The organism is Streptomyces cynarae, assembly GCF_025642135.1.
In the GTDB taxonomy this organism is placed as follows: Bacteria; Actinomycetota; Actinomycetes; order Streptomycetales; family Streptomycetaceae; genus Streptomyces; species Streptomyces cynarae.
Genome location: NZ_CP106793.1, coordinates 3,235,770 through 3,261,329 on the forward strand (window position 1 = coordinate 3,235,770; position 25,560 = coordinate 3,261,329).

Consider the following 25,560-nt stretch of genomic DNA (forward strand, 5'->3'; position numbering starts at 1 on the left):
CCGGTCCGTTGTCTGGAGTCCGGACATGACCAGCACCACAGCACCAGCCCCGATAAACGACACGACCGCGCGTTCCGAGGTCGAGCTCACGATCGGCGGCATGACCTGCGCCTCCTGCGCGGCCCGTGTCGAGAAGAAGCTCAACCGGATGGACGGCGTCACCGCCACGGTCAACTTCGCGACGGAGAAGGCGAAGATCTCCTACCCCGAGGGGATCGAGGTCGCCGATCTGATCGCCACGGTGGTGAAGACCGGCTACTCCGCCGAGGAACCCCCGCCGCCGCAGCCGGAACGGCCCGCCGGGACGGAGGAGCCCTCGGGGCTCGAAGAAGACCCGGAGCTCGCCTCTCTCCGCCGGCGCCTGACCGTCTCCTCGCTGCTCGCCCTGCCCGTCGTGCTGCTCGCGATGGTTCCGGTCCTGCAGTTCGACAACTGGCAGTGGCTCTCGCTCACCCTCGCCGCCCCCGTTGTCGTATGGGGCGGTCTGCCGTTCCACAAGGCGGCGTTCACCAATGCCCGGCACGGCGCGGCCACCATGGACACGCTCGTCTCCGTCGGCACGCTCGCCGCCTTCGGCTGGTCGCTGTGGGCGCTGTTCTGGGGGCACGCGGGCATGCCGGGCATGCGCCACGGCTTCGAGCTCACCGTCTCCCGTACGGACGGGGCGTCCACGATCTACCTCGAGGTGGCCGCCGGTGTCGTCGCGTTCATCCTGCTCGGACGCTACCTGGAGGCCCGCTCCAAGCGGCGCGCGGGCGCGGCGCTGAAGGCGCTGCTCGAACTGGGCGCGAAGGACGTCGCGGTGCTGCGGGAGGGACGCGAGGTACGCGTTCCGGTGGCGCGGCTGGCCGTCGGCGACCGGTTCGTGGTTCGGCCCGGGGAGAAGATCGCCACCGACGGGACCGTCGTGGAGGGCGCCTCCGCGGTCGACGCGTCCATGCTGACCGGCGAGTCGGTGCCGGTCGATGTGGCGGTGGGCGATTCCGTGACCGGCGCGACCGTGAACGCCGGGGGCCGGCTGGTGGTCGAGGCGACCCGGGTCGGCGCGGACACCCAGCTCGCGCGGATGGCGCGGCTCGTGGAGGACGCGCAGAACGGCAAGGCGGAGGTGCAGCGCCTCGCCGACCGCATCTCCGGGATCTTCGTGCCCGTGGTGCTGCTGATCGCGCTCGGCACCTTCGGGGTGTGGCTCGGCGTCACCGGGGACACCGTCGCCGCCTTCACCGCGGCGGTCGCGGTGCTGATCATCGCCTGCCCGTGCGCACTGGGTCTCGCCACCCCGACCGCCCTGATGGTCGGCACGGGCCGCGGCGCCCAGCTCGGCATCCTGATCAAGGGTCCCGAGGTGCTGGAGTCCACACGGCGGGTCGACACCGTGGTCCTGGACAAGACCGGAACGGTGACCACCGGCCGGATGACGCTCCAGGAGGTGTACGCCGCCGAGGACAGCGACGAGAAGGAGGTTCTGCGGCTCGCAGGGGCCCTTGAACACGCCTCCGAGCACCCGATCGCCCGGGCGGTCGCGGAAGGCGCCCAGGAGCGCCTCGGCGACCTTCCGACGCCGGAGCACTTCGAGAACGTGCCAGGAGTCGGCGTGCGCGGCAGCGTCGAGGGACACGAGGTCACGGTGGGCCGCTTCCCCGGCGCGCTCCCGGAGCCGCTGGCCGGCGCGAAGGCCGGGGCGGAGACGGAGGGGCGTACGGCCGTCGTGGTCGTCCGGGACGGTGTGGCACTGGGTGTCGTCACCGTGGCCGACGCGGTCAAGGAGACCAGCGCCGAGGCCGTACGGGACCTGCGCGCGCTGGGACTGCGGCCGGTGCTGCTGACCGGGGACAACCGGGCGGTGGCCGAGGCGGTGGCGCGGGCCGTCGGCATCGACGGCGCGGACGTGATCGCCGAGGTGCTGCCCGAGGACAAGGTCGACGTCGTCCGGCGGCTCCAGGGCGAGGGGCGGACCGTCGCCATGGTCGGCGACGGCGTCAACGACGCGGCCGCCCTCGCCACCGCCGATCTGGGCCTGGCCATGGGCACCGGGACGGACGCGGCGATCGAGGCGAGCGATCTGACGCTGGTGCGCGGGGACCTGCGGGTGGCCGCGGACGCGATCCGGCTGTCACGGCGCACGCTCGCCACGATCAAGGGGAACCTGGCGTGGGCCTTCGGGTACAACGTGGCCGCCCTGCCGCTGGCCGCGGCGGGCTTCCTCAACCCGATGATCGCGGGTGCCGCCATGGCCTTCTCGTCGGTGTTCGTGGTCACGAACAGCCTGCGGCTGCGGGCGTTCTCATGAGGGGACCGCGGGGACACCGGCCTCGGGGCGCGGTTCCCGGGACGGGGCGGTAAGAGTCCCTCTAGAGTCGGAAGCGAGCCTCACATAAGCTCTTCACAAGGCCCGCGCATCATCCTTACGCTGGGGCCTCGATCAACGTGTCGAGGCTCTTGCGCATCTTCAGGAGCTGCGCAAGAGACACAGATCACAGTGACGTGAACGTAACCAGCGGAAGGGTTCGTGGGTCTAAGTTGGCGATGTCGGGAGCGTCTTGGGGGGCGCGACTGACATCTGGGGATGTCTTGGGGGACGTCCCCGGGAAACTGCGTTGCCGGGGCACGTACACCGGGGAGCTTTGAGCGGCCCTCCCGTCCGTACGCGTCCCGGCAGACCGCACCGCAGTGGTATGCCGACTTCTGCTCGTTTTGCTCACAGCGATTCAGGCGCTGTCCCGCAGACGCCCGGCCGGATCCCGTGGGGGGAATCCGCACCGGGACATGGGAAGGCGCCCTGGTCGTCGGCCCGTGGGGGGACCGGCGCCGGGGCGCCTTCTGCTTTTCCGGCTCATGTGCGCGGAGCGCGCGCGGCGTACGCCGTTCTACGAAGACGGCGTACGCCACGGGTACGTACGACAGCTACGCGGCAGCGCCGCTCAGCGCTCCTCGACCGGAACGAAGTCACGCTGGACCACTCCGGCGACCGTGCCGACCCGGGGGCAACCCCCGGACCCCCGGCCGGCCCGGGAGCCCACGCCACCCCAAGCCGGCAGACCGACCGGAGCCACCGAAACCCGGCAACAGGGCACCAGCCACCCGGCACCCCTCACCGCCAGGTGTCAGCGCTCCTCGACCGGAACGAAGTCGCGCTGGACCACTCCGGTGTAGATCTGGCGCGGGCGGCCGATGCGGGAGCCCGGCTCCTTGATCATCTCGTGCCACTGGGCGATCCAGCCCGGCAGGCGGCCGAGGGCGAACAGGACCGTGAACATCTCGGTCGGGAAGCCCATGGCGCGGTAGATCAGGCCGGTGTAGAAGTCCACGTTCGGGTAGAGCTTGCGCTCGACGAAGTAGTCGTCGGACAGCGCGTGCTCCTCCAGCTTGAGCGCGATGTCGAGGAGCTCGTCCTCCTTGCCCAGGGCGGAGAGGACGTCGTGCGCGGCGGCCTTGATGATCTTGGCGCGCGGGTCGAAGTTCTTGTAGACCCGGTGGCCGAAGCCCATCAGGCGGACGCCGTCCTCCTTGTTCTTCACCTTGCGGATGAAGGTGTCGACGTCGTTGCCGGAATCGCGGATGCCCTCGAGCATCTCCAGGACGGACTGGTTGGCGCCGCCGTGCAGCGGGCCCCAGAGCGCGTTGATGCCGGCCGAGATCGAGGCGAACATGTTGGCCTGCGAGGAGCCCACCAGGCGGACCGTGGAGGTCGAACAGTTCTGCTCGTGGTCGGCGTGCAGGATCAGCAGCTTGTCGAGCGCGGACACGACGACCGGGTCCAGCTCGAACTCCTGCGCGGGGACCGAGAAGGTCATGCGCAGGAAGTTCTCGACGTAGCCGAGGTCGTTGCGCGGGTAGACGAACGGGTGACCGATCGACTTCTTGTAGGCGTACGCCGCGATCGTCGGGAGCTTGGCGAGCAGGCGGATGGTGGAGAGGTTGCGCTGCTTCTCGTCGAACGGGTTGTGGCTGTCCTGGTAGAAGGTGGACAGCGCGGAGACCACCGAGGACAGCATCGCCATCGGGTGGGCGTCGCGGGGGAAGCCCTTGTAGAAGTTCTTGACGTCCTCGTGCAGCAGGGTGTGCTGCGTGATGTCGTTCTTGAAGGTGGAGAGCTCGTCGACCGTGGGCAGCTCGCCGTTGATCAGCAGGTAGGCGACCTCCAGGAAGGTGGAGCGCTCGGCCAGCTGCTCGATCGGGTAACCGCGGTACCGGAGGATGCCCTCCTCGCCGTCGAGGTAGGTGATGGCGGATTTGTAGGCGGCGGTGTTGCCGTAGCCGCTGTCCAGGGTCACCAGACCGGTCTGGGCGCGGAGCTTTCCGATGTCGAAGCCCTTGTCACCGACGGTGCTGTCGACCACCGGGTAGGTGTACTCGTTGCCGTCGTACCGCAGTACTACAGAGTTGTCGCTCACGTCTTCCCTCACCGACGTAGTGCCTCATCTTCGAGGTGCCCTGACTGTCTCTACCATCCCCCATTTGGCGCAGGAGAGTGCACTCGGGGTCGGCCGTTGGGCTCATCGGCGGCACTGAGTGCCGTCAACCTGCTCATCCTGCCCCCCTCCGACCCGTTCCGGAAGTGCTCTGTGACCTTCGCGACTCATTTGATCGATCATTTTTTTCGATGACAGCGATGGACGCTGGTGGGGTGCCGGGGACGGGAGGTGCTCAGCTCTCCAGGGGCCGCGGCGACAGCCTGAAGTCCAGTGCCGTGCAGCGGCGGCCGGCCGACACCGTACGCACCGCCTGACCGATCGCCTTGCGTGAACCGACGAGCACGACCAGCCTCTTGGCCCGGGTGACCGCGGTGTAGAGCAGGTTCCGCTGGAGCATCATCCAGGCTCCGGTGGTGACCGGGATGACCACCGCCGGATACTCGCTGCCCTGGGAGCGGTGGATCGTCACCGCGTAGGCGTGGGCCAGCTCGTCGAGCTCGTCGAACTCGTACGCCACCTCCTCGTCCTCGTCCGTCAGCACCGTCAGGCGCTGATCGACCGGGTCGAGCGCGGTGACCACGCCGACGGTGCCGTTGAAGACACCGTTCTTCCCCTTCTCGTAATTGTTGCGAATCTGGGTCACCTTGTCGCCGACGCGGAAGACGCGGCCGCCGAACCGCTTCTCGGGCAGGTCGGGACGGGCGGGGGTGATCGCCTGCTGGAGCAGACCGTTGAGGGTGCCCGCGCCGGCAGGTCCGCGGTGCATGGGCGCGAGCACCTGCACGTCGCGGCGCGGGTCGAGGCCGAAGCGGGCCGGGATCCGCCGGGCCGCCACGTCCACGGTGAGCCGTCCGGCGGCCTCGGTGTCGTCCTCGACGAAGAGGAAGAAGTCCTTCAGGCCGTCGGTGAGGGGGTGCTGCCCGGCGTTGATGCGGTGCGCGTTGGTGACGACGCCGGACTGCTGGGCCTGGCGGAACACGCGGGTGAGCCGGACAGCCGGGATCGGGCTGCCGTCGGCGAGCAGGTCCCTAAGGACCTCGCCGGCACCCACGCTCGGCAGCTGGTCGACGTCGCCGACGAAGAGGAGGTGCGCACCGGGCGGCACGGCCTTGACCAGCTTGTTGGCGAGCAGCAGGTCGAGCATGGAGGCCTCGTCGACGACGATCAGGTCGGCGTCGAGCGGGCGGTCCCTGTCGTAGGCCGCGTCGCCGCCGGGCTTCAGCTCCAGCAGCCGGTGGACGGTGGAGGCCTCCGCGCCGGTCAGCTCGGACAGGCGCTTGGCGGCACGGCCGGTGGGCGCGGCGAGCACGACCTTGGCCCGCTTGGCTCGGGCCAGCTCGATGATCGACCGTACGGTGAACGACTTGCCGCAGCCGGGCCCGCCGGTGAGGACGGCGACCTTCTCGGTCAGCGCGAGCCGTACGGCCTGCTCCTGCTCGGGCGCCAGTTCGGCCCCCGTACGCTCCTTGAGCCAGCCGAGCGCCTTGTCCCAGGCCACGTCCCGGAAGTCGGGCATCCGGTCCTCCTCCGTGCGCAGGAGGCGCAGCAGCTGGGCGGAGAGGGAGAGTTCGGCGCGGTGGAAGGGGACCAGGTAGACGGCGGTGACGGGGTCGCCTCCGTCCGGGCCGGGCACCTTCTCCCGTACGACACCGGGGTCGTCGCCGTCCTCCGGTGGCTCCGCCAGCTCTGCGAGGCACTCGATGACGAGGCCGGTGTCGACCTGGAGGAGTTTGACGGCGTCGGCGATGAGCTGCTCCTCCGGGAGGTAGCAGTGTCCCTGGTCGGCGGACTGCGACAGGGCGTACTGCAGGCCGGCCTTGACGCGCTCGGGACTGTCGTGCGGGATGCCGACGGACTGGGCGATGCGGTCGGCGGTGAGGAAGCCGATGCCCCAGACGTCGGCGGCGAGGCGGTAGGGCTGGTTCTTGACGACGGAGATGGAGGCGTCGCCGTACTTCTTGTAGATGCGGACGGCAATGGAGGTGGACACCTCGACGGTCTGCAGGAAGAGCATGACCTCCTTGATCGCCTTCTGCTCCTCCCAGGCGTCGGCGATCTTCTTGGTGCGCTTGGGGCCGAGGCCGGGGACCTCGATGAGCCGCTCGGGCTCCTCCTCGATGATCTTCAGGGTGTCCAGCCCGAAGTGCTGGGTGATCCGGTCGGCGAAGACGGGGCCGATGCCCTTGACGAGTCCGGACCCGAGGTAGCGGCGGATGCCCTGGACGGTGGCCGGGAGGACGGTCGTGTAGTTCTCCACCGTGAACTGCCGCCCGTACTGGGGGTGCGACCCCCAGCGCCCCTCCATCCGCAGCGACTCGCCCACCTGCGCACCGAGGAGCGCACCGACGACGGTGAGCAGGTCACCAGCGCCGCGGCCGGTGTCGACGCGGGCGACGGTGTACCCGTTCTCCTCATTGGCGTACGTGATCCGCTCAAGCACACCTTCGAGCACAGCAAGCCGCCGCTCGCCGGCCCCGTCACCGGCCTGCCCCGTCCGGGTCGCCTCCTTGGTCATGGGGTGACGTTAGCGCTGGGGTGTGACAGGTGGAGCCCACCTGTGCCAGGTGCTCCGGGGCATCGGCCCTTGCCGCCCATTACTCGCACCGAAGAACCACGCCCGGCCGGCGACGGGCCGGAGCCGGACAGTTCCACCATTCCGCGGTAGGTCCGCCGCAACCAGTCCTCAGCCGGCGATGCGCGGATCACTCATGGGCTCAAAACGGCTTCCTGGGCCGCTGCCCCGTGGCCAGCCACGTCTTCGACTGCTCCGTGGTGCAGGCGGAAGGAGGGAACCCCACAAACGACCTGTCCTTGAAGACGGCGACGACCCGCACCATCGGCGCCTGGGTGATGTCCCCGGTGTCGATGTGCTCCTGGCTGTCGAAGCGCACGGCCCACGCCGCATCGTGCTCGACCGACAGTTCCGGCTCCATCACGATGGTCGGCGGCCCGTCTCCGTAAATTGTTCGCAGGTGGACACGTGCCGCCTCGACGGCTTCGTCTCTCGTCATTCTCAGGACCCGATCGTTCTTTCCGTAGGACTCAACGCTGGGAGAGGATGGCCTTTACCGGGGCCGGTCATCACGCTTTCATATCCCCAGTGTCGTCTGCGGCTTCTTCCCAGCTCTCGGGCGCCAGGCGCACCGGCAGGCTCAGGCCGCCGGACTCGGCGATGCCCAGGGCACTGCCCACCTTGCCCGCCACCGAGGCTGCCCTCGCGACCGCAAGGGCTGTCGACTGCTCGGCAATGGTGTGGTCACGGGGTGTGGACGAGAGTGCCGTCCACGATCAGCATGGTGTCCTTACGGAACTGCTTGCGGGGTTCCAGTGCCAGCGACGGCCCGAGTTGGTCGATGATGCGGTCGGCTGCAGACTTTGACACCCCGAAGAGCGGCGCCAGTTGCTGCAGGGTCGCTCAACCCGGTGAACGGGCTATCCAGACACCTCAGGGCCTAAACGCGTCAAGTCCTCACCGGTGAGTGCATGGTTTCCCCACCGGTTCCAGAGCGTGTGATGCCATTCGTCGGCATCGGGGCCGGGAGGCGTCACCGGCGGCACCGGCCCGGGGCTGGTCTCGATCAGGTGCAGCAACGACCAAGCGACGCCGTAGCAGTCGTCGGGGCCGAAGCAAGCAGCCAGAGCCTGCGCCTCGTCGGGTGTAACAGGCGTTTGCACCGTCGAGCTTCGCGTTCCGCAGGTCCGCGTCGTGGAGGTTGACCGGCACAAGGGAACTCTCCGTCAGGTCGGTCCCGTGGACATGCGAGCGGTACAGTCCTGCGCCGACCGACCTGACGCTGGCCAACTTCACTTCCGACAACCAGGATTCCGAGAAATCACCGTGCGGGAGTCCGCGCCTCGGAGGTCTAGCCCTGCGGCGTGCAGCCTCCCTCCGTCGGTGTCGAGCCACTCACGCAGACGCTGGGTCGTCATGCCATCCACCGAAAGCGGACTGGAGCCCATCCCTTACGGGACCGGCTCCTTCGACATCGTCGGTTCAACGTCGGCGTGGTCGCGGCCCTGACCCCGTCAGCCGCCGGCCGCCAGTTCTCGCAGCTCGATCAGGTCGACGGTACGAGGCCGGGCCGCAGGATCCACACGGCCGGAACCCGACTCCTCGGGAACGTTCGACGCCTCGGTGAGCGCCGCAGACGGTGAGAGACGCCGTTGGAAGAGGACGTGCAGACGGTCCAGCCACAAAAGGCCTGCCCTGTAGCCGTCATCGTCCGCGTCGATCCGTGGTTCGAAGCTGGCTGCGCCCTCGGCGTCCGAGGCCCACAGGTAGCCCAGAACTCGACCGTGTTCATCGCGCACCGGGACGTACAGCACCTCTCCGTCCATCGAGCGCCGGTAGACGTCGTCCTGGAAACGGGGAGTGTGATGGAAGACCTCATTTCGATACGGAATCTCGAAGCTTCCCCACACGTCCGACGCAGCACCGTCGGATTCGTAGAAGTTCTCGATCCCGGTCTCGGTAGGCCTGCCGAAATACGTCGGATCGTCCGGATCGGTATCGGAACCGAGCGCCGCAGCCAGTCCGTCCAGTGCGGCGGCCAGCCGCGGCGCGTTCGCCTTGTACACCTCGGGCTGTGCACGACCTCTCAGGTCGTACGGCATCCACGCGTCCGTTCGCGTCGACAGGGCGACGGTGACGAAATCGGCGAACGACGACGCACTGAGCGAGAACAACTCCTCTTGCTGTGCCTCGTGCGGGGGCCTCTCGACAACACCGGTGCATGCCATCCTGGCATCCACGGACCCGACCTCGCCTGTTCGCATTCCCGCTCGGACTTCGTCGGCCAACCACGCCACCGTCTCGGGTCGGCTCGCCGCTTCGGACGAGACGGTGAACTCGCCCTCGAAAAGGCGGGTTCTCGCCCTTCCTGCTTCGGTGACCGAGATGTGTACGGTGTGCTCACCAACCGCAAGCCTGTGCACCGACAACACGCCGTACGCCGCCAGCAGATCCCGCAGGCAGCACGTCAGCGCATCGGCCGATTCGTCCTCCCGCCCCCACGTCCAGCGGGCGACTGTCGTACTGGCGATCACAGCGTTCCCTCCGGGGTGAACCTACCGCCGCGCGGCACGAAAACTACCCCGTCCGGTGTACGGATGACAAACTGCACTTCCTTTTGTTCGAAACCCTTCTGCAGCCGCCCGAGCTGGCTCTCAATTTCGGCCTTGGGCACCTTTGTATCGACCACGAAGGTTTGCACGTCGGCGTGCGAGTCCCTGAGCTGATCAAGGCTCTTGTATATCTTGTCGACGACCTTGCTTGCCTTCGTGGTCGAGTCCGGTCCCGTCATGTCCTTGAACTGCCAGCCGTGAACGTCGCCATTGGCGTCCCGGGCCATGACGTCGAGATCCGTTGCCGGACCTGTGATCACACCAGGCCTCAGCGTATGCCCATCCTGCTTCACTTCGAACGAGATGTCAGTGAGTCCACTGTTGTGCAAGCGGTTGGCGAGCCGAATCTGCTCCAGGCAGCCGGAAAGGTCTTGTGGGCGCGAGAGGTTGGAAACCACAGTGGAAAATCCTTCGGTGTTCCTGAACCTGCCCGATGCGATGGTGTCGGCGATCTCCTTGCCTGCAGGACTGTCACCCAGCGTCTGCATGATCTTGCCCACGTCACCGGGCTTGACATTCGTGCCTCGTATCTGGTCCCGAACTTGCTGCTCGAGCTGACCGCCGCGCTCCATCGGTCCCGTGGCCTCGGTGGGGCGCTCCCAGCCAGCCGGCTCGTGCATGCCACCGATGTCCGGCGCATCAGCCGTTCCGGAACCGTGCAGTCCCTCACCACCGCCGGTGGCCGCGCCTTCATGGCCATCGGTAGCCGTTCCCTCGACGTGACCGCCGACGGATGGCTGCTCGTGCCCTCCACGCGAGCCCTCATGGCCCGAGTTGCCAGGACCATCGGTATGAGAGCCACTGCCGTGATCGCTCGGTGCTTCATGGCTGGCGGAGGGCCCGGCCCCGTGTTCGTGGGCGCTGCCACCGGGCAAGTGGTCACCCGCGTGGCCGCCTGGCAGATGATCCCCGGCATGGCCTGCACCCGGCAGACCGTCGCCGCCCGCGTGGACCCTCGGCACGCTCTCCCCGCCCGCATGCACCGCCGCGTCGTCGCCCGCCCGGCCAACGTCGCCCAGGTCGTGGCCCACGCTGTCGACCAGCCGAACGTGCTCCCCCGCCTGCTCAGCCGTCTGCCCGCCCGCGCCCACCAGCGCCGGCTCCCTGGCCGGAGTCGGTGTATGCGGCACGTCCGAGCCCGTCGGCGGTTTCGGCTCGGTGTCGCCCGGCTCCCTCGGGGCGTCCTCCGCACTCTGCAGCACGTCGCCGTGCTCGTCCAGGATGTTTCCCCGCGGGTCGAGGTACCGCGCCGGGGCGCCCTCCCCGGTCGGCAGTCTCGTCGCGCCCTCCGGCAGTACCGGCCCGTCGTGGGCCGGCAGTTGGACGTTGCCGTCCGGGAGTCTGACCGCGCCCTCCGGGATCGCCGCTCCCTCCGGCAGGTGCACCGTGCCGTCGGGCAGCCTCACCGCGCCCTCGGGCAGCGTGAGCGCGTTCTCCGGGAGTTCGGGGATCTCGACGCGGCCGACGCCCTTCAGCGCCGCCGTGATGTCGCCGATCTTCGACAGGCCGGCGCCCGCGCCCTTCGCGACATACGTCATGGGATCGATGACCCGGCCCACCTTGCCCGCCACCGAGGCCGCCCTCGCGACCGCACCCGCCTTGCCCGCACCGGCCGCCGCAGCCCCCTCGCCGCCGGTGAACACGGCCGTCAGGACGTTGAAGGTGACCGCACCGGCCGCACGAGCCGGGTTCTTGCCCCACTCGTCCCACGCCACCAGCGCCTTGCCCGTCTCCTTCATCGCCTTGCGCGAGTCGCGCAGCCACGACGGCAGCTTGTCGTCCGGCAGGCCCCAGAACAGAGCCTGAGCTCCGGGAAGCGAGGAGATCACCAGGCCGGTGGTCAGCTGCGCCAGGCCCTTCCACGCCTGCCCCATCGCCGCCCAGCCGTTGACACCCACCAGCGTGCCCAGGCCCTTGATCGTGCCCCAGACGCTGTCGATGACGATCCCGTCCCACAGGAACGACTTCACCCAGTGGCCGACCTCCCACCAGTGGTGCTTCTCGTCCACCGGATCGCCCCACGGGAGCTTGGCGTTCTTCATGTCGGCCGCGTCGAACCCGTACTGGTTCTTGTTGTCCGAGCCGTCCCCGGCCACCATCCGGGTGCCGTGCCACAACGCGGTGATCTTGTTGTGGCAGGTCCGTTCCGCCGCCCAGAACGCCGCCACCGTCTGCGTGATCTCGTCCCGGATCCGGTTGTGCTCGTCGACCTTGTCGCCGTCGTACTCCCAGTCCTTGTCGTCCTTGACCGAGTTGACGAAGTTCGTCGCCTCGATCTTCAGCTGCTTCAGCTTCTCGACGAGCGGGCGGATCTCGGTCGCGTAACCGGACAAGGCCGAGGAGACCGTTTCCAGACCGGTGGCGAAGTCATCCGAACGGTCCGCCACCGGCTTCGTCGTCGCGAACAGCTGCTCCGCCTCCGGCGCGCTGTAGTACGCCGTCAGGCCCTGGAACCGGGTGTGCACGTCCCGGCCGGTGTCGCGGATGTCGGAGGCGTCGCTCTTCAGGTCGCCGTACGCCGCCTCCAGCTCCGCCAGGTTCCCCGTGTACTGCGGTATCGCCTCCGGATCGATCACCTCTGACCCGCCCCCGGCATGTCCACCCGCGGATCCGCCAGCGCCTTGCGCTGCGCCTGCGCCGCCATCTGTTCGTCCCCGTTCAGATAGGCCGTCGTCGCATCCACCGCACCCTGCAGCGACTTGCCCGCCCGCGCCGCGATGAACTGCAGGTCCCTCGTGGCGTGTTCGGCGTACTGCGAAAGGGCCAGCGCCACCAGGCCGCCCTGCGGCTTCCCGTCACCGCCCCCGCCCCCACCGTTCGCGGAGATCGTGCCGGCACTGGACGCCGCCGACGTCAGATGCTCCCCGAACGCGTTCGCCTGCTTCTCGAAATGCGACGCCGCCTCACCCGTCGTCTTCAACACACCCTGAATGCCCTGCGGCTTCAGATCCCAGCCCGGCACCACGCACCCCCCGCACCTACCGCCAAACCACCACCGGCCTCAGCCGATGCCGTCGACCGCCGCCTTCGCCCGCGCCATGGTCGACTGCGCCGTCGCGTCGTTCTCCTCCAGCGTCGACCTCACCAGCGCGATGATGTTCTTCACCTCCTGCGACGCACGGTTCCACCGCATTTCCTTGCCGTGGTACTCGTCCGCCACCCCGTCAGCCGTGAAGTCCGCGATCGCCGCCTTCACCTGACGGTCCCGATCCGCGATGACCTGCTCCAACCGGCCGATCACCGACTGGAGACTGGCCTGCGCGTCCGCCGACGCGCCCGTGTCGTACGACCGACGGTCCACATCCGAACCCGCCATCACCCATCACTCCCCGTGGAAAAAGGACAGAAGTCGACCTGCCGTCGGCCGCTCCGCCGCGGCCACCCGCGCCGCCGCGCTCAGCGGAACCTGGCCGCGTCGAAGTTCGCCGCCCCCATCTGACGCCGCGCGTTGTCACCCTGCTCCTGGACACCCGTGCCGAACGCCGAGTCCATGCCGCTCTGACCGCCCAGGATCGCCGCCAGCGAACCGTTCAGCTCCTGCGTGATCTCGTCCGCCCGCGCCTTGAACCGGTCGAACGCCACCCGGCCCGCACCGTTGAACTTCCCCTCCAACGGCTGTGCCGCCTGCACCAGTTGACGGATCAGCGTCCCCAGATCGTCACTCGACCCACGCGACTCCTTGACCAGCGTGGACAGGGTCTGCGCCCCCATGTCGAACTTCATCTCGGCTCCCCCTGTGGCGAGTTGAGCTCACTGAACGATTCCGCACCCTCCATGTTCACGGCCGCCCCTCACACTCGCAACCGCCTCCGGTCACAGCCCTGCTACAGGGAACGGATCACTCCGCGAAGTCCAGGGGGCAGACATGCACTCGAGTGGCCCACCTCACACCAGCCGCAGCCCACGCCCCCTCAAGTGACCTGCCTCACACGGTCACAATCAGGTCTCGCCCTCGCTCCACCCCTTGAAGAACGGAATGTAATCGATTCCAATCCTGTTCGTCAGTCGTGAAAACGATTCCACGGATCCACAAGGAGGTGGTCCGGCGATGGCGAGCATCAAGGACGTCGCCGCCGAGGCGGGAGTCTCCGTCGCCACGGTGTCGCGCGTCCTGAACGACCACCCGTCGGTCAGCGCCGAGGCACGCACCCGTGTGCTGGCCGCCGTCGAGGCGCTGGGCTACCGCCCGAACGCCGTCGCCCGGTCCCTGCGCACCGACCAGACCCACACCCTCGGCCTGGTCATCAGCGACGTGCTCAACCCCTACTTCACCCATCTGGCCCGCTCCGTCGAGGAGGAGGCCCGCGCCCTCGGCTACAGCGTGATCATCGGCAACGCCGACGAGCGGCCCGACCTCCAGGACCACCATGTGCGGACCCTGATGGACCGGCGGATCGACGGGCTGCTCGTCTCCCCGACGGACGGCGGGTCGCCGCTCATCCTGGACGCCGCGCGGGCCGGCACCCCGATGGTCTTCGTGGACCGGTGGATCGCGGGCGTCGACGTACCCGTCGTACGCTCCGACGGCCGCGCCGCCGTCCACGATCTCGTCCGTCATCTGCACGGGCTCGGCCACCGGCGGCTCGCGATCATCGCCGGTCCGGCGGCGACCACGACGGGCCGCGAGCGCGTCGAGGCCTTCCGCGAGGCCCTGGCCGAGTACGGGCTCCCCCTCCCGGACGCCTACATCGGCCAGGGCGACTTCCAGGTCGAGAGCGGGCGCCGGGCCACCGAGCGGTTCCTCGACCTGGCCGAGCCGCCCGAGGCCGTGTTCGCCGCCGACAACCTGATGGGGCTCGGCGCGCTGGACGCCATCCGGGCGCGCGGGCTGCGGGTGCCGGACGACATCGCGCTCGCCGCGTTCGACGACATCCCGTGGTTCGTGCACACCGATCCGCCGATCACCGCGATCGCCCAGCCCACCGGCCGGCTGGGACGCGCCGCCGTGCGCGCGCTGGTCGACCGCATCGAGGGGCGGCACCCCGAGTCCGTCACCCTCCCCGCCCGTCTCGTCGTACGCCGCTCGTGCGGCGAGTCGCCTGCACAGGCCCCCGCTGTGCAGTTCCCCGTACAAAGGAGCCAGTCGTGAGCAACCCTGACGAGTTGCTGCGCATCGAAGGCATACGCAAGACCTTCCCCGGCGTGGTCGCGCTCGACGGCGTCGACTTCGATCTGCGCCGCGGCGAGGTGCATGTGCTGCTCGGTGAGAACGGCGCGGGCAAGAGCACCCTCATCAAGATGCTCTCCGGCGCCTACCGCCCCGACGCCGGGCGGATCCTGGTCGGCGGCGAGGAGGTGCGCATCCACGGTGCGCAGGACTCCGAGCGCCTCGGGATCGCCACCATCTACCAGGAGTTCAACCTCGTTCCCGACCTGACCGTCGCCGAGAACATCTTCCTGGGCCGCCAGCCGCGCCGCTTCGGCATGATCGACCGCAAGAAGATGGAGGCGGACGCCGCCGCACTCCTCGAACGCGTCGGTGTGAACGTGTCTCCCCGCGCGCGTGTGCGTGAACTGGGCATCGCCCGGCTCCAGATGGTCGAGATCGCGAAGGCGCTCAGCCTGAACGCGCGCGTGCTGATCATGGACGAGCCGACGGCCGTGCTCACCTCCGAAGAGGTCGAGAAGCTGTTCGCCATCGTGCGCGCGCTGCGCGAGGACGGCGTCGGCATCGTCTTCATCACCCACCATCTGGAGGAGATCGCCGCTCTCGGGGACCGGGTGACCGTGATCCGCGACGGCAGGAGCGTCGGTCAGGTGCCCGCCTCCACGCCCGAGGACGAGCTCGTGCGCCTCATGGTGGGACGGTCGATCGAGCAGCAGTACCCGCGTGAACGGCCCGACACCGGCGCGGCGTTGCTCACCGTCGAGGGGCTCACCCGGGACGGGGTCTTCCACGACGTGTCGTTCGAGGTGCGGGCCGGTGAGGTCGTCGGCATCGCGGGGCTGGTGGGGGCCGGCCGTACGGAGGTCGTACGGGCGGTGTTCGGCGCCGATCCCTATGACAGGGGAGCCGTGCGCGTCGCCGGCACCCAGGTGCGCCGGTACGACGTGAACGCCGCGATGGAGGCCGGGATCGGGCTCGTGCCCGAGGACCGCAAGGGCCAGGGTCTCGTCCTGGACGCGTCCATCGAGGAGAACCTCGGACTCGTGACCATGCGGGCCGCGACCCGCGGCGGGCTCGTCGACCGCAAGGGGCAGCACGCCGCCGCGGCCAAGGTCGCCGACCAGCTGCGCGTGCGGATGGCCGGTCTCGGCCAGCACGTGCGCACGCTCTCCGGTGGCAACCAGCAGAAGGTCGTCATCGGCAAGTGGCTCCTGGCGAACACCAAGGTGCTCATCCTCGACGAGCCGACGCGCGGTATCGACGTCGGCGCCAAGGTCGAGATCTACCAGCTGATCAACGAACTCACGGCCGCGGGCGCCGCAGTCCTGATGATCTCCAGCGATCTGCCCGAGGTGCTCGGCATGAGCGACCGGGTGCTGGTGATGGCCCAGGGCCGGATCGCGGGCGAACTCTCCGCCGACGAGGCGACGCAGGATTCCGTCATGGCGCTCGCCGTCAGCACACCCACCACGTCTGTGAACGAAATGGAGGCCACCCGTGGCCACTGACACGCTCAAGAGCCGGGCGGGCGCCGGTGGCGCCGCGGGGGTCCGCAGACTCCTGCTCGACAACGGCGCGCTCACCGCGCTGATCGTCCTGGTCATCGCGATGTCCGCGCTGTCCGGCGACTTCCTGACGACCGACAACCTCCTCAACATCGGCGTCCAGGCGGCCGTCACGGCCATCCTCGCCTTCGGCGTCACCTTCGTGATCGTCTCGGCGGGCATCGACCTGTCGGTGGGGTCGGTCGCCGCGCTGTCGGCCACCGTCCTGGCCTGGAGCGCCACGTCGGCGGGCGTCCCCGTCGCGATAGCGGTGATCCTCGCGATCGCGACCGGCCTCGCCGCCGGACTCGTCAACGGCATCCTGATCTCGTACGGGAAGCTCCCGCCGTTCATCGCGACGCTCGCCATGCTGTCGGTGGGCCGCGGTCTTTCGCTGGTCATCTCGCAGGGCTCCCCGATCGCGTTCCCGAACTCGGTCTCGCACCTCGGTGACACGCTGGGCGGCTGGCTGCCCGTGCCGGTCCTCGTCATGGTCGTCATGGGCCTGATCACCGCGTTCGTCCTCGGCCGTACGTACATCGGCCGCTCCATGTACGCGATCGGCGGCAACGAGGAAGCGGCCCGTCTGTCGGGTCTGCGGGTGAAGAAGCAGAAGATCGCGATCTACGCGCTGTCGGGTCTGTTCGCCGCGGCCGCGGGCATCGTGCTCGCCGCGCGACTGTCCTCCGCGCAGCCGCAGGCCGCCAACGGCTACGAGCTGGACGCGATCGCCGCGGTCGTCATCGGCGGCGCCTCCCTCGCGGGCGGCACCGGCAAGGCGTCGGGCACGCTGATCGGCGCGCTGATCCTGGCGGTGCTGCGCAACGGCCTCAACCTGCTGTCGGTGTCGGCCTTCTGGCAGCAGGTCGTCATCGGTGTCGTGATCGCCCTGGCGGTGCTCCTCGACACCGTGCGCCGCAAGGCCGGGGCCACCCCCGTGGCCGCCGGCACCTCTCCGGGCGGCCGGGGCCGGCAGACGCTGACGTACGCGCTCGCGGCCGTGGTCGCGGTGGCCGTGGTGGGCGGGATGTCCTTCCTGCACGGCGGCTCGTCCTCCACCACGCCGAAGGTGGGCCTGTCGCTGTCCACCCTCAACAACCCCTTCTTCGTCCAGATCAAGCAGGGCGCGCAGGCGGAGGCGAAGAAGCTGGGCGTCGACCTGACCGTCACGGACGCGCAGAACGACGCCTCGCAGCAGGCCAACCAGTTGCAGAACTTCACCAGCTCGGGCCTCGGCGCGATCGTCGTCAACCCGGTGGACTCGGACGCCGCGGGCCCGGCGGTGCGGGCCGCGAACAAGGCGGGCGTCCCCGTCGTGGGCGTCGACCGCGGCGTCAACAAGGCGAAGACGGCCGCGCTGGTCGCCTCCGACAACGTCGAGGGCGGCAAGCTGGGCGCCAAGGCGCTGGCCGAGAAGCTCAGCGGCAAGGGCAAGATCGTGATCCTGCAGGGTCTGGCCGGCACGTCCGCGAGCCGCGAGCGCGGCGCGGGCTTCGCCGAGGGCCTGAAGGCCTACCCGGGCATCCAGGTCGTCGCCGAGCAGCCCGCCGACTTCGACCGCACCAAGGGCCTCGACGTGATGACGAACCTGCTCCAGGCCCACCCGGACATCCAGGGCGTCTTCGCCGAGAACGACGAGATGGCGCTCGGCGCGATCAAGGCGCTGGGGTCGAAGGCCGGGAAGTCGGTCCAGGTCGTCGGCTTCGACGGTGAGCCGGACGGACTCGCCGCGGTCAAGGCGGGCACGCTGTACGCGTCGGTGGCGCAGCAGCCCTCGCAGCTGGGCCGGATCGCGATCGACAACGCGCTGCAGGCCGCTCAGGGCAAGAAGGTCGAGAAAACGGTCATGGTGCCGGTGAAGGTGGTCACGAAGGAGAACGTGGCCGGGTTCACCGGCTGACCCGCCCCGTCCGGTCGCCACGGCGGCGGGCCGCGCAGCACGCGCGGTCCGCGGCCGTGGCGCCGGATTCACCGCTTTGTCGGATGCACGGGGATCCGCTGGGATCCGTTGGGAGACAGTTCATGTACGACTACGACCTCCTGGTCGTGGGATCGGCCAACGCCGACCTGGTGATCGGGGTCGAGCGGCGGCCCGCGGCCGGGGAGACGGTGCTCGGCTCCGACCTGGCCGTCCACCCGGGCGGCAAGGGCGCGAACCAGGCGGTGGCCGCCGCCCGCCTCGGCGCCCGTACGGCGTTGCTGGCCCGGGTCGGCGACGACGCGCACGGCCGGCTGCTGCTGGACGCGCAGCGCGCGGCGGGCGTCGGCACGGTGGGGGTCCTGGTCGGCGGGGCGCCCACGGGGGTCGCGCTGATCACGGTGGACCCGTCGGGGGACAACAGCATCGTGGTCTCCCCGGGCGCCAACGGGCGGCTCGCCCCTGAGGACGTACGGGCCGCACAAGGCCTGCTGCACGCCTCCCGGGTGGTGTCGGCGCAGCTGGAGATCCCACTGGAGACGGTGGAGGAGGTCGTACGGAACCTGCCGTCCGGCACCCGGTTCGTGCTGAACCCGTCGCCGCCGAGGCCACTGCCCGCCGAGGTGCTGGCGGCCTGTGACCCGCTGATCGTGAACGAGCACGAGGCACGGGTCATCGCGGGCGACGAGCTGGGCGGGGCGCCTGAGGACTGGGCGCGGGCGCTGCTGGCGCTCGGCCCCCGCTCGGTGGTGGTGACGCTGGGCGCGGAGGGCGCTCTGGTGGCGGCCGACGGTTCGATGACCCGTGTCCCCTCCGTGAAGGTGGACGCCGTCGACACGACGGGCGCGGGCGACGCTTTCACGGCTGCGCTGGCCTGGCGGCTGGGCACGGGCGCGGCGCTGCCCGAGGCGGCGGCGTACGCGGCGCGGGTGGGGGCGGCGGCGGTGACGCGCCCCGGCGCTCAGGAGTCCTACCCCACCGCCGAGGAGGTCGAAGCCCTGTGCGGCGCCGGCCTGGGGGACGACCCCCGGACGCCCGGCCGGGAAGGCGAGCCTGGAGTGCCTGCCCGAGGAGCGTCCGCGCGAGGTGAGTCCCTGTGAAGAAGGCCGGAATCCTGAACCGTCACCTCGCGGGCGCCCTGGCCGAGTTGGGGCACGGGCACGGGGTCCTGATATGCGACGCGGGCATGCCGATCCCGGCGGGCCCCCGGGTCGTGGACCTGGCGTTCCGCGCCGGGGTGCCGTCCTTCGCGGAGGTCCTGGACGGTCTGCTCCAGGAGCTGGTGGTGGAGGGCGCCACGGCCGCGCACGAGGTGCGGGACGCCAACCCGCAGGCCACGGCGCTGCTGGAGGCCCGCTTCCCGGACCTCGAGCTGGTCCCGCACGAGAAGCTGAAGCGGCTTGCGGCCGACGCCCACCTGGTGGTCCGCACCGGTGAGGCCCGCCCGTACGCGAACGTGCTCCTGCGCTGCGGCGTCTTCTTCTGAACCGGCCGCTCTGCCTGCGATACCGCGATACTTCGAGGGGCCCGGTCACTGCCCGGGCCCCTCGGTTTCCCCCCACCCAGCCAGAACCCCCGTGATCCCCCCAGATCCCCCCGGGGAGTCCTGACTCCCCTTACGACACGCAGAGGGCGGCAAGGGTTGCACCCTTCGCGGAGAATTTTCCGAGGGTCCGTCGCGGGCGGCGCAAGAACTGGCACCGGATGTGGTCAGGGTCGATGATGGAAGTGGAGTAAGAAGGTGATGGATCACGAACGACCGTGAGCCGGACAAGGCAGACTCCTCGTCGCGGGAGGCGTCCGCTCCTCAGCGAGTGAGCGCTCCCCAGGCCATGCGGAGCGCGGCCGAACAGCTGACCGAGCTGCTCGGGCGGGCTCCTCAGTCCGTTTCGGCGCTGAGACCGACGGACCATGGCTGGGAGGCCCTCGTCGAGGTCGTGGAGCTGGAGCGTGTTCCGGACACGAGCAGTGTGATGGCCAGCTACCGGGTCGTTCTGGACCCCGCGGGCAATCTGATGGGCTACGAACAAGTACGCCGCTACACCCGCGCGCAGGTCGACAAAGAGGGCCGCTGACAGCGGCTGACGCCCTTCGCTTGAAGGGACAGAAGATTGTGACTGTAATGCCGCAGGGCGGTGGTCTGCCGGCCGGCGGGGGCGGCGGAGGCTCCGGCAACCTCTACGACGTACTGGAACTGGTTCTCGACCGGGGCCTCGTCATCGACGCATTCGTACGGTTGTCCCTCATCGGAATCGAGATTCTGAAGGTGGACGCCCGCGTGGTCGTCGCCAGCGTCGACACCTATCTGCGCTTCGCCGAGGCTTGCAACCGGCTGGACCTGGAGTCCGGCCGCAAGGCCCCCGCGACGCTGACGGACATCACCCAGAGCATCACCGAGGGTGGTGCCCGGGGCAAGAGCAAGGGCGCGCTGACCGGCGCGGTGGAGGCGTTCACCGAATCGCTCCAGAAGGGGAGCAAGGAGCGCGAGAGGGAGCCCGAGCACATCGAACGCGGCTCGAGCCACCGCTCCTCGAAGGACCGGGAGGAGTGAGCGAGCCGATGTCGCTGTACGTGTACGCGATCACCAAGGACTCGCATCCGCTGGATCTGGACGGGGTCAAGGGCGTGGGCGAGGCCCCCGCCGAGTTGCGGACCGTCCGCAGCGGCTCGCTGTGCGCCGTCGTCAGTGACGCCCCCCAGGACCTGTCGGTCGCGCGCCGCGACCTGGAGGCGCACAACGAGGTCCAGGGACGTCTGTGGGCCGGCGGCAGCATCCTGCCGCTCGGCTTCGGATACGTCGCGGAGAACGAGGACGCCGTACGCGCCGTGCTGGAGTCGCGGGCCGAGGAGTTCTCCCAGCGGCTGGACGAGCTCACCGGGCGGGCCGAGTTCAACGTCAAGGGCGTGCAGGAAGAGGACGCCCTGCTGCGGACCATCCTCGAGGAGTCCGAGCAGGCGCGGGCGCTGAGCGCGCGGACCCGCGAGGGCGGCAGCTACGACGACCGCCTGGCGCTCGGTCAGCTCATCGCGCAGGAGGTGCAGAGCCGCCAGGACGCGGAGGCCGAGGAGGTCCTCGCCGCGCTGCGGCCGCTCGCGCTGTCGGAGAAGGTGTCCCCCCCGTCCAAGCAGTACTTCGTGAACGCGTCCTTCCTGGTGGAGGGCGAGCGGGCGGAGGAGTTCACACGGGCCGGGCAGGAGCTGGCCGAGCGCCTCGGCGAGGGCATCGAGGTGCGGGTACGGGGGCCGCTGCCGCCGTACAGCTTCGCCTGACCGGGCCCGGACCGACCGACCCGGACGGCATGAGGAGGAGGCGCTGTGGGAGGACTGGTCACCGGGATCCTGGGGCTGCCGTTCGCCCCGGTCAGGGGCATCGGCTGGGTGCTCGACAAGGTCGTCAAGACCGCGGAGCAGGAGTACTACGACCCGGCTCCCATCCAGGAGGAGCTGGTGAACCTGGAGCAGGCGCGGACCGAGGGCCGTATCGCCGAGGAGGAGTTCGCGCAGCGCGAGGAGGCGCTGCTGCACCGCCTGGAGGAGATCAGGGCCTACCACCTGCGGAAGGCGCAGGGCGGGCCGTGACGGTCGGCGAAAGAAAGAAGAGGGAACCATGAACAACGCCAAGATCGGCGCGGCTGTTCTCGGCGGCTATCTGCTGGGCCGGACGAAGAAGGGCAAGCTCGCCCTGAGCCTGGGGGCGGCGATGGCCGGGTCGCGGATGAGGCCCGGGCAGGTCGGCAAGCTGCTCCAGGACTCCCCCGTCCTCGGCAACGTCAGCAAGCAGGTGCGCGGTGAGCTGGCGAGCGCGGGCAAGGCCGCGGCCACCACCGTGCTGTCGGCGAAGGCCGAGAGCCTGGCCGACGCCCTGCACGAGCGCACCGCGGGGCTGAAGGAGAGGACGCACGGCGAGGGCGGGCGCGGTCGGCACGAGGAGGCCCGCGACGAGGAAGACGCGGACGAGGAGGGGGACCGGGACGAGGGCGGCCGGGACGACGGAAGCCGGAGAGAGCGTCGGAGCGGAGCAGGGGAGGAGCCGGGTCACCGGAGCGAGGGGCGCGAGAAGAGGGCGAAGAGCGGGTCCGCACGATCAAGGAGGCCGGACGATGGTTGAGGGCACCCTCAACAAGGTTCGTGATCAGGTGCAGGGGAACCCTGGCGCGGACCGGCTCAAGGCAGAGCTGGAGAGCTACCTGCAGGCCCGGCTCCAGGTGATGCTCGAGAGCATGGGCGAGCGGCTGGGTGAGGGGGCGCGCCGGCTGGCGGAGACGCACGTCGGTCCCGGCATGCTGGGCAAACTCGCCCTCAAGGGCGGCAAGAGGCTCCTCGGAGGGGAAGGCGCGGGGGCGGGGGCGGGCGGAATCCTGTCCCAGGCGAAGGACACGCTGCTCGGCAAGGCCAAGGAGGCGGCGGGCGTAGGCGGCAAGAAGCCCGGCGGACCGCAGCGGGGACTGACCATCATCGAGGACGTCGAGGTGGGCGTGCCCGTCCGCGAGGCCTACAACCAGTGGACGCAGTTCCCGGACTTCGAAAAGTTCGCCAAGGGTGTCGAGGACGTCCGGCAGGACGACGAGACCACGACCCACTGGCAGGCGAAGATCGCCAAGTCACGTCGCCAATGGCGGGGCGTCGTGACCGAGCAGGTGCCCGACGAGCGCATCGCCTGGACCACCGAGGGTCCCAAGGGCACGAACAAGGGCGTCGTCACCTTCCACCCGCTCGGCGACAACCTCACCAAGGTTCTGCTGGTCCTGCAGTACTACCCCAAGGGCCTGTTCGAGAAGACGGGCAGCCTGTGGCGCGCCCAGGGGCGGCGGGTGCGGCTCGATCTCAAGCTCTACCGCTCGTTCGTCATGACCCGCGGTGAGGCCACCGGCGCCTGGCGCGGCGAGATCCGCGACGGGGAGGTGGTCCGCAGCTCGGAGGAGGTCGAGCGCGAGGAAGAGGAAGAGGCCGAGAAGGAGGGCCGCGGGGAGCGCGAGGAGGAGCCCGAGGAGCGGGAAGAGGAGCCCGAGGAGCGCCGCCGGGACGAGGAGGAGGAAGAAGAGGCAGACAGAGAAGAGGGACGTCGGGGACGCCGGGACGAGGACGAAGAGGACGAGGACGACGAGAAGCCCGAGTCCTCCGAGGAGGACGACGAGTGGGAGGAGGACGAAGACGAGCAACCCGACGACCGCTACGACGAGAGGGAGGCACCCGAAGGGCGTCGGCGCCGCGGATAGTCGCGGGCGCTGAGGTGCGTGAACTCGCCGGCCTCCGTTGTCGCCGGCGCCGGGTGCTCAGGGAAACGAGGTCGAGTGTGCCGTGTCCGATCCCGCCGTCCCCGCGTCGCGGCCCCTGACCCCCTACAGTCAGGGGTCCTCCGGCGCGAACCTGGCCGACATCCTTGAACGCGTGCTCGACAAGGGCATCGTGATAGTCGGCGACATCAAGATCAACCTGCTCGACATCGAGCTGCTCACCATCAAACTCCGGCTCCTGGTGGCCTCCGTGGACAAGGCCCGGGAGATCGGCATCGACTGGTGGGAGCACGACCCGGCGCTGTCCTCACGCGCCGACGGCCGGCGCAGCCTCCGGGAACAGAACGAGCGGCTGCGGGCCGAAGTGGAGGAGCTGCGCGGACAACTCGCGTCGTCCCCACCGCCCGAGCTGTCCGAGGGCAGGTCCGGCCGCCGCAGCCGGCCGCGGGAGGACCGCGACGCCGAGCGGGAGCCACGACGGGACCGCGACGCCGAACGAGAACCACGACGGGACCGCGACGCCGAACGAGAACCACGACGGGACCGCGACGCCGAACGAGAACCACGACGGGACCGCGACGCCGAACGAGAACCACGACGGGACCGCGACGCCGAACGAGAACCACGACGGGACCGCGACGCCGAACGAGAACCACGACGGGACCGCGACGCCGAACGAGAGCCGCGCACCGAGCCGCGACGCACCCGGCGCAGGGCCGATGAGGACGAGGACCGGAGCTGAGGGCGGTGGACGAGCAGCTGTGCTACGCGTATGCCGTGCTGGGTGCGTCGGCCCTGGACGACAAGTCGCTCGCGTCTGTCCGGGGCGTGGCGGACGCCCCCGTCGCCCTGGTCCGCCACGGCCAGGTGGCGGCCGCGGTCAGCGCGGTGCCCGCGGCCGAGTTCTCGGAGTCGGCCCTGAGGGCCGGTCTCGAGGACCTGCGGTGGCTGGAGGCGACGGCCCGTGCGCACCACTTCGTGATCGAGACACTGGCCGGGCACACCACGGTCCTTCCGCTGCGGCTGGCCACCGTCTACCTGGACGCGAGCCGGGTACGGGAGATGCTGGCCGGGCGGGAGGCGGAGTTCGCCGCACTCCTCGACCGGCTCGCCTCGCACGTGGAGTGGGGCGTGAAGGTCTACGTCGAGGCGCCGCCGGAGCCCCCGCCCGCCCAGGCGCCCACCGGCGCCCCGGCGGGCGAGGAGAACCCGGGGCGGGCGTATCTGCGCGGCCGTCGGCACCAGCGGCAGGCGCGCGAGGACGCCTGGCGGCTCGCCGAGGAGGCCGTGCGACGGACCGAGGAGGAGGCCAGGGGCCTGGCGGTGGAGCGCACCCGGCACCGGCCGCAGCAGGGAGGCCTCGCGCAGGTACCGGGCGAGAACATCGCCAACGACGCCTATCTGGTCCCGCGCCGGCTGTCCGAGGAGTTCCGCGACCGGATGCTGCACGCGGCCGACGGCCTGCCCGGGGTCCGCGTGGACGTCACCGGGCCGTGGGCGCCGTACTCCTTCACCGCGCCGCTCGCGCCCGACGCGCGGGAAGGGGCCGGGCAGCGGTGAGCGACTACGGCCCGTTCGACGACCGTCCGGTCGCTCAGCCGCAGGTGGCGTTGATCGACCTGCTGGACCGGCTGTTGAGCGGCGGTGTGGTGCTCACCGGCGATCTCGTGCTGTCCATCGCCGACGTCGACCTGGTGCGGATCTCGCTGCGCGCGGTGATCGTCGCGATCCGCGAGGAGCTGGACGCGGAGTGGGCGACGTTCCTGCCCCCGGGACACTCCGCGCTTCCGGTCCACGGGAGCCACGGTGACGGGCCCGGCTGACGACCCGCGCGCGGACCGGCTGCGGCAGGTGGCCGAGGCCGCGACCCGGGCGTTCTCGCTGCTGCCCGCCCGCCCGGACGAGGTCCCCCGCCGTCCGCCGGCCGGGGCGAGGGCGTCGCGCGCCGTCTGCACGCCGACCCGGAGACGGTGGAGCGGGATCTCGTCAAACTGGTCCTCACCATCGTCGAGTTGCTGCGCCAGCTGATGGAGCGGCAGGCCCTGCACCGCGTCGACGAGGGCGACCTCAGCGAGGAGCAGGAGGAACGGCTCGGACTGACCCTGATGCTCCTGCACGACCGGATGGCGGACCTGTGCGACCAGTACGGCCTCACCATGGCCGACCTCAACATCGACCTGGGCCCGCTGGGTTCGCTGCTTCCGCCCTGAGGGTCTGC

At 70.0% G+C, this 25,560-nt stretch carries 24 protein-coding genes and 2 pseudogenes; 16 read left to right on the plus strand and 10 right to left on the minus strand.

The window, feature by feature from the left end:
- Window positions 1–25: 25 nt before the first annotated feature.
- Window positions 26–2,290 carry a heavy metal translocating P-type ATPase gene (locus N8I84_RS15065; protein ID WP_263230016.1) on the plus strand — a complete coding sequence of 755 codons (2,265 nt, stop codon included), beginning with the start codon at window positions 26–28 and terminating at the stop codon, window positions 2,288–2,290.
- A gap of 814 nt (window positions 2,291–3,104) precedes the next feature.
- Here the strand turns inward: N8I84_RS15065 and N8I84_RS15070 are convergent.
- The 10 genes and pseudogenes from N8I84_RS15070 to N8I84_RS15110 form a co-directional block, all read right to left on the minus strand.
- Window positions 3,105–4,394 carry a citrate synthase gene (locus N8I84_RS15070; RefSeq protein WP_263230017.1) on the minus strand — a complete coding sequence of 430 codons (1,290 nt, stop codon included), beginning with the start codon at window positions 4,392–4,394 and terminating at the stop codon, window positions 3,105–3,107.
- A 253-nt stretch (window positions 4,395–4,647) separates the two neighbouring features.
- Complete coding sequence (gene recD2, locus N8I84_RS15075; RefSeq protein ID WP_263230018.1) at window positions 4,648–6,930, minus strand: SF1B family DNA helicase RecD2; 2,283 nt, start codon at window positions 6,928–6,930, stop codon at window positions 4,648–4,650.
- A 199-nt stretch (window positions 6,931–7,129) separates the two neighbouring features.
- Window positions 7,130–7,426: a YrhB family protein gene (locus tag N8I84_RS15080; protein ID WP_263230019.1), complete on the minus strand. Its 297-nt coding sequence runs from the start codon at window positions 7,424–7,426 to the stop codon at window positions 7,130–7,132.
- Window positions 7,427–7,649: 223 nt separating this feature from the next.
- Window positions 7,650–7,827, minus strand: a pseudogene (locus N8I84_RS15085) (IS5/IS1182 family transposase); the annotation flags it as partial.
- Window positions 7,828–7,884: 57 nt separating this feature from the next.
- A complete protein-coding gene (locus tag N8I84_RS43130) occupies window positions 7,885–8,322 on the minus strand; it encodes a pentapeptide repeat-containing protein (RefSeq protein WP_390898895.1) in 438 nt (145 codons plus the stop codon).
- 119 nt (window positions 8,323–8,441) lie between these two features.
- Window positions 8,442–9,461: a hypothetical protein gene (locus N8I84_RS15090; RefSeq protein WP_263230020.1), complete on the minus strand. Its 1,020-nt coding sequence runs from the start codon at window positions 9,459–9,461 to the stop codon at window positions 8,442–8,444.
- Window positions 9,458–11,926: a hypothetical protein gene (locus N8I84_RS15095; RefSeq protein WP_449334042.1), complete on the minus strand. Its 2,469-nt coding sequence runs from the start codon at window positions 11,924–11,926 to the stop codon at window positions 9,458–9,460. The genes N8I84_RS15090 and N8I84_RS15095 overlap by 4 nt, the downstream gene beginning before the upstream one ends.
- Window positions 11,927–12,111: 185 nt before the next feature.
- A complete protein-coding gene (locus N8I84_RS15100; protein ID WP_263230022.1) occupies window positions 12,112–12,504 on the minus strand; it encodes a DUF6507 family protein in 393 nt (130 codons plus the stop codon).
- A 36-nt stretch (window positions 12,505–12,540) separates the two neighbouring features.
- Window positions 12,541–12,855: a pore-forming ESAT-6 family protein gene (locus N8I84_RS15105; RefSeq protein WP_263230023.1), complete on the minus strand. Its 315-nt coding sequence runs from the start codon at window positions 12,853–12,855 to the stop codon at window positions 12,541–12,543.
- Between the two features lie 80 nt (window positions 12,856–12,935).
- Entirely contained in the window at window positions 12,936–13,262 is a 327-nt protein-coding gene (locus N8I84_RS15110) for a hypothetical protein (protein ID WP_263230024.1), read from the minus strand.
- A gap of 325 nt (window positions 13,263–13,587) precedes the next feature.
- On the opposite strand from N8I84_RS15110, the gene N8I84_RS15115 reads away from it, so the two are divergent.
- The 15 genes and pseudogenes from N8I84_RS15115 to N8I84_RS42715 all read left to right on the plus strand — a co-directional run bounded on the left by N8I84_RS15115 (window position 13,588) and on the right by N8I84_RS42715 (window position 25,552).
- Window positions 13,588–14,628: a LacI family DNA-binding transcriptional regulator gene (locus N8I84_RS15115; protein ID WP_263230025.1), complete on the plus strand. Its 1,041-nt coding sequence runs from the start codon at window positions 13,588–13,590 to the stop codon at window positions 14,626–14,628.
- A complete protein-coding gene (locus N8I84_RS15120; RefSeq protein WP_263230027.1) occupies window positions 14,625–16,154 on the plus strand; it encodes a sugar ABC transporter ATP-binding protein in 1,530 nt (509 codons plus the stop codon). The genes N8I84_RS15115 and N8I84_RS15120 overlap by 4 nt, the downstream gene beginning before the upstream one ends.
- Window positions 16,144–18,090: an ABC transporter permease/substrate-binding protein gene (locus tag N8I84_RS15125; protein ID WP_263230028.1), complete on the plus strand. Its 1,947-nt coding sequence runs from the start codon at window positions 16,144–16,146 to the stop codon at window positions 18,088–18,090. Before N8I84_RS15120 ends, N8I84_RS15125 begins: the two co-directional genes overlap by 11 nt.
- A gap of 122 nt (window positions 18,091–18,212) precedes the next feature.
- Window positions 18,213–19,208: a ribokinase gene (locus N8I84_RS15130; RefSeq protein ID WP_263230029.1), complete on the plus strand. Its 996-nt coding sequence runs from the start codon at window positions 18,213–18,215 to the stop codon at window positions 19,206–19,208.
- Window positions 19,205–19,594, plus strand: coding sequence for a D-ribose pyranase (rbsD, locus tag N8I84_RS15135; protein WP_263230031.1), 390 nt, complete (start codon window positions 19,205–19,207; stop codon window positions 19,592–19,594). The genes N8I84_RS15130 and rbsD overlap by 4 nt, the downstream gene beginning before the upstream one ends.
- 262 nt (window positions 19,595–19,856) lie before the next feature.
- Window positions 19,857–20,183 carry a gas vesicle protein GvpO gene (locus N8I84_RS15140; protein WP_103838719.1) on the plus strand — a complete coding sequence of 109 codons (327 nt, stop codon included), beginning with the start codon at window positions 19,857–19,859 and terminating at the stop codon, window positions 20,181–20,183.
- Between the two features lie 47 nt (window positions 20,184–20,230).
- Window positions 20,231–20,659 (plus strand): gas vesicle structural protein GvpA, encoded by a 429-nt coding sequence (locus N8I84_RS15145; RefSeq protein WP_103838718.1) that lies wholly within the window; start codon window positions 20,231–20,233, stop codon window positions 20,657–20,659.
- Entirely contained in the window at window positions 20,656–21,378 is a 723-nt protein-coding gene (locus N8I84_RS15150) for a GvpL/GvpF family gas vesicle protein (protein ID WP_263230032.1), read from the plus strand. Before N8I84_RS15145 ends, N8I84_RS15150 begins: the two co-directional genes overlap by 4 nt.
- 45 nt (window positions 21,379–21,423) lie before the next feature.
- The gene (locus N8I84_RS15155) at window positions 21,424–21,687 is read left to right on the plus strand and encodes a gas vesicle protein GvpG (RefSeq protein WP_263230033.1); all 264 of its coding nucleotides are present in this window, start codon (window positions 21,424–21,426) and stop codon (window positions 21,685–21,687) included.
- 28 nt (window positions 21,688–21,715) lie between these two features.
- Window positions 21,716–22,216 (plus strand): hypothetical protein, encoded by a 501-nt coding sequence (locus tag N8I84_RS15160; RefSeq protein ID WP_263230034.1) that lies wholly within the window; start codon window positions 21,716–21,718, stop codon window positions 22,214–22,216.
- Window positions 22,209–23,324, plus strand: coding sequence for an SRPBCC family protein (locus N8I84_RS15165; RefSeq protein WP_263230035.1), 1,116 nt, complete (start codon window positions 22,209–22,211; stop codon window positions 23,322–23,324). Before N8I84_RS15160 ends, N8I84_RS15165 begins: the two co-directional genes overlap by 8 nt.
- A gap of 82 nt (window positions 23,325–23,406) precedes the next feature.
- A pseudogene (locus tag N8I84_RS15170) lies at window positions 23,407–23,721 on the plus strand (gas vesicle protein); the annotation flags it as partial.
- A gap of 368 nt (window positions 23,722–24,089) precedes the next feature.
- On the plus strand, window positions 24,090–24,902 hold the full coding sequence (locus N8I84_RS15175) for a GvpL/GvpF family gas vesicle protein (protein ID WP_263230036.1): 813 nt from the start codon (window positions 24,090–24,092) through the stop codon (window positions 24,900–24,902).
- Window positions 24,899–25,165, plus strand: coding sequence for a gas vesicle protein (locus tag N8I84_RS15180; protein ID WP_263230037.1), 267 nt, complete (start codon window positions 24,899–24,901; stop codon window positions 25,163–25,165). Before N8I84_RS15175 ends, N8I84_RS15180 begins: the two co-directional genes overlap by 4 nt.
- A gap of 147 nt (window positions 25,166–25,312) precedes the next feature.
- A complete protein-coding gene (locus tag N8I84_RS42715; RefSeq protein WP_313884258.1) occupies window positions 25,313–25,552 on the plus strand; it encodes a gas vesicle protein K in 240 nt (79 codons plus the stop codon).
- The last annotated feature ends 8 nt before the right edge of the window (window positions 25,553–25,560 follow it).

Bases quoted from the DNA above. Each gene is read 5' to 3' on its own strand.
- N8I84_RS15065 (WP_263230016.1), top strand. From the start codon at position 26: ATGACCAGCACCACAGCACCAGCCCCGATAAACGACACGACCGCGCGT.
- recD2 (WP_263230018.1), bottom strand. From the start codon at position 6,930: ATGACCAAGGAGGCGACCCGGACGGGGCAGGCCGGTGACGGGGCCGGC.
- N8I84_RS15080 (WP_263230019.1), bottom strand. From the start codon at position 7,426: ATGACGAGAGACGAAGCCGTCGAGGCGGCACGTGTCCACCTGCGAACA.
- N8I84_RS15105 (WP_263230023.1), bottom strand. From the start codon at position 12,855: ATGGCGGGTTCGGATGTGGACCGTCGGTCGTACGACACGGGCGCGTCG.
- N8I84_RS15110 (WP_263230024.1), bottom strand. From the start codon at position 13,262: ATGAAGTTCGACATGGGGGCGCAGACCCTGTCCACGCTGGTCAAGGAG.
- N8I84_RS15115 (WP_263230025.1), top strand. From the start codon at position 13,588: ATGGCGAGCATCAAGGACGTCGCCGCCGAGGCGGGAGTCTCCGTCGCC.
- N8I84_RS15130 (WP_263230029.1), top strand. From the start codon at position 18,213: ATGTACGACTACGACCTCCTGGTCGTGGGATCGGCCAACGCCGACCTG.
- N8I84_RS15145 (WP_103838718.1), top strand. From the start codon at position 20,231: ATGCCGCAGGGCGGTGGTCTGCCGGCCGGCGGGGGCGGCGGAGGCTCC.
- N8I84_RS15160 (WP_263230034.1), top strand. From the start codon at position 21,716: ATGAACAACGCCAAGATCGGCGCGGCTGTTCTCGGCGGCTATCTGCTG.
- N8I84_RS15165 (WP_263230035.1), top strand. From the start codon at position 22,209: ATGGTTGAGGGCACCCTCAACAAGGTTCGTGATCAGGTGCAGGGGAAC.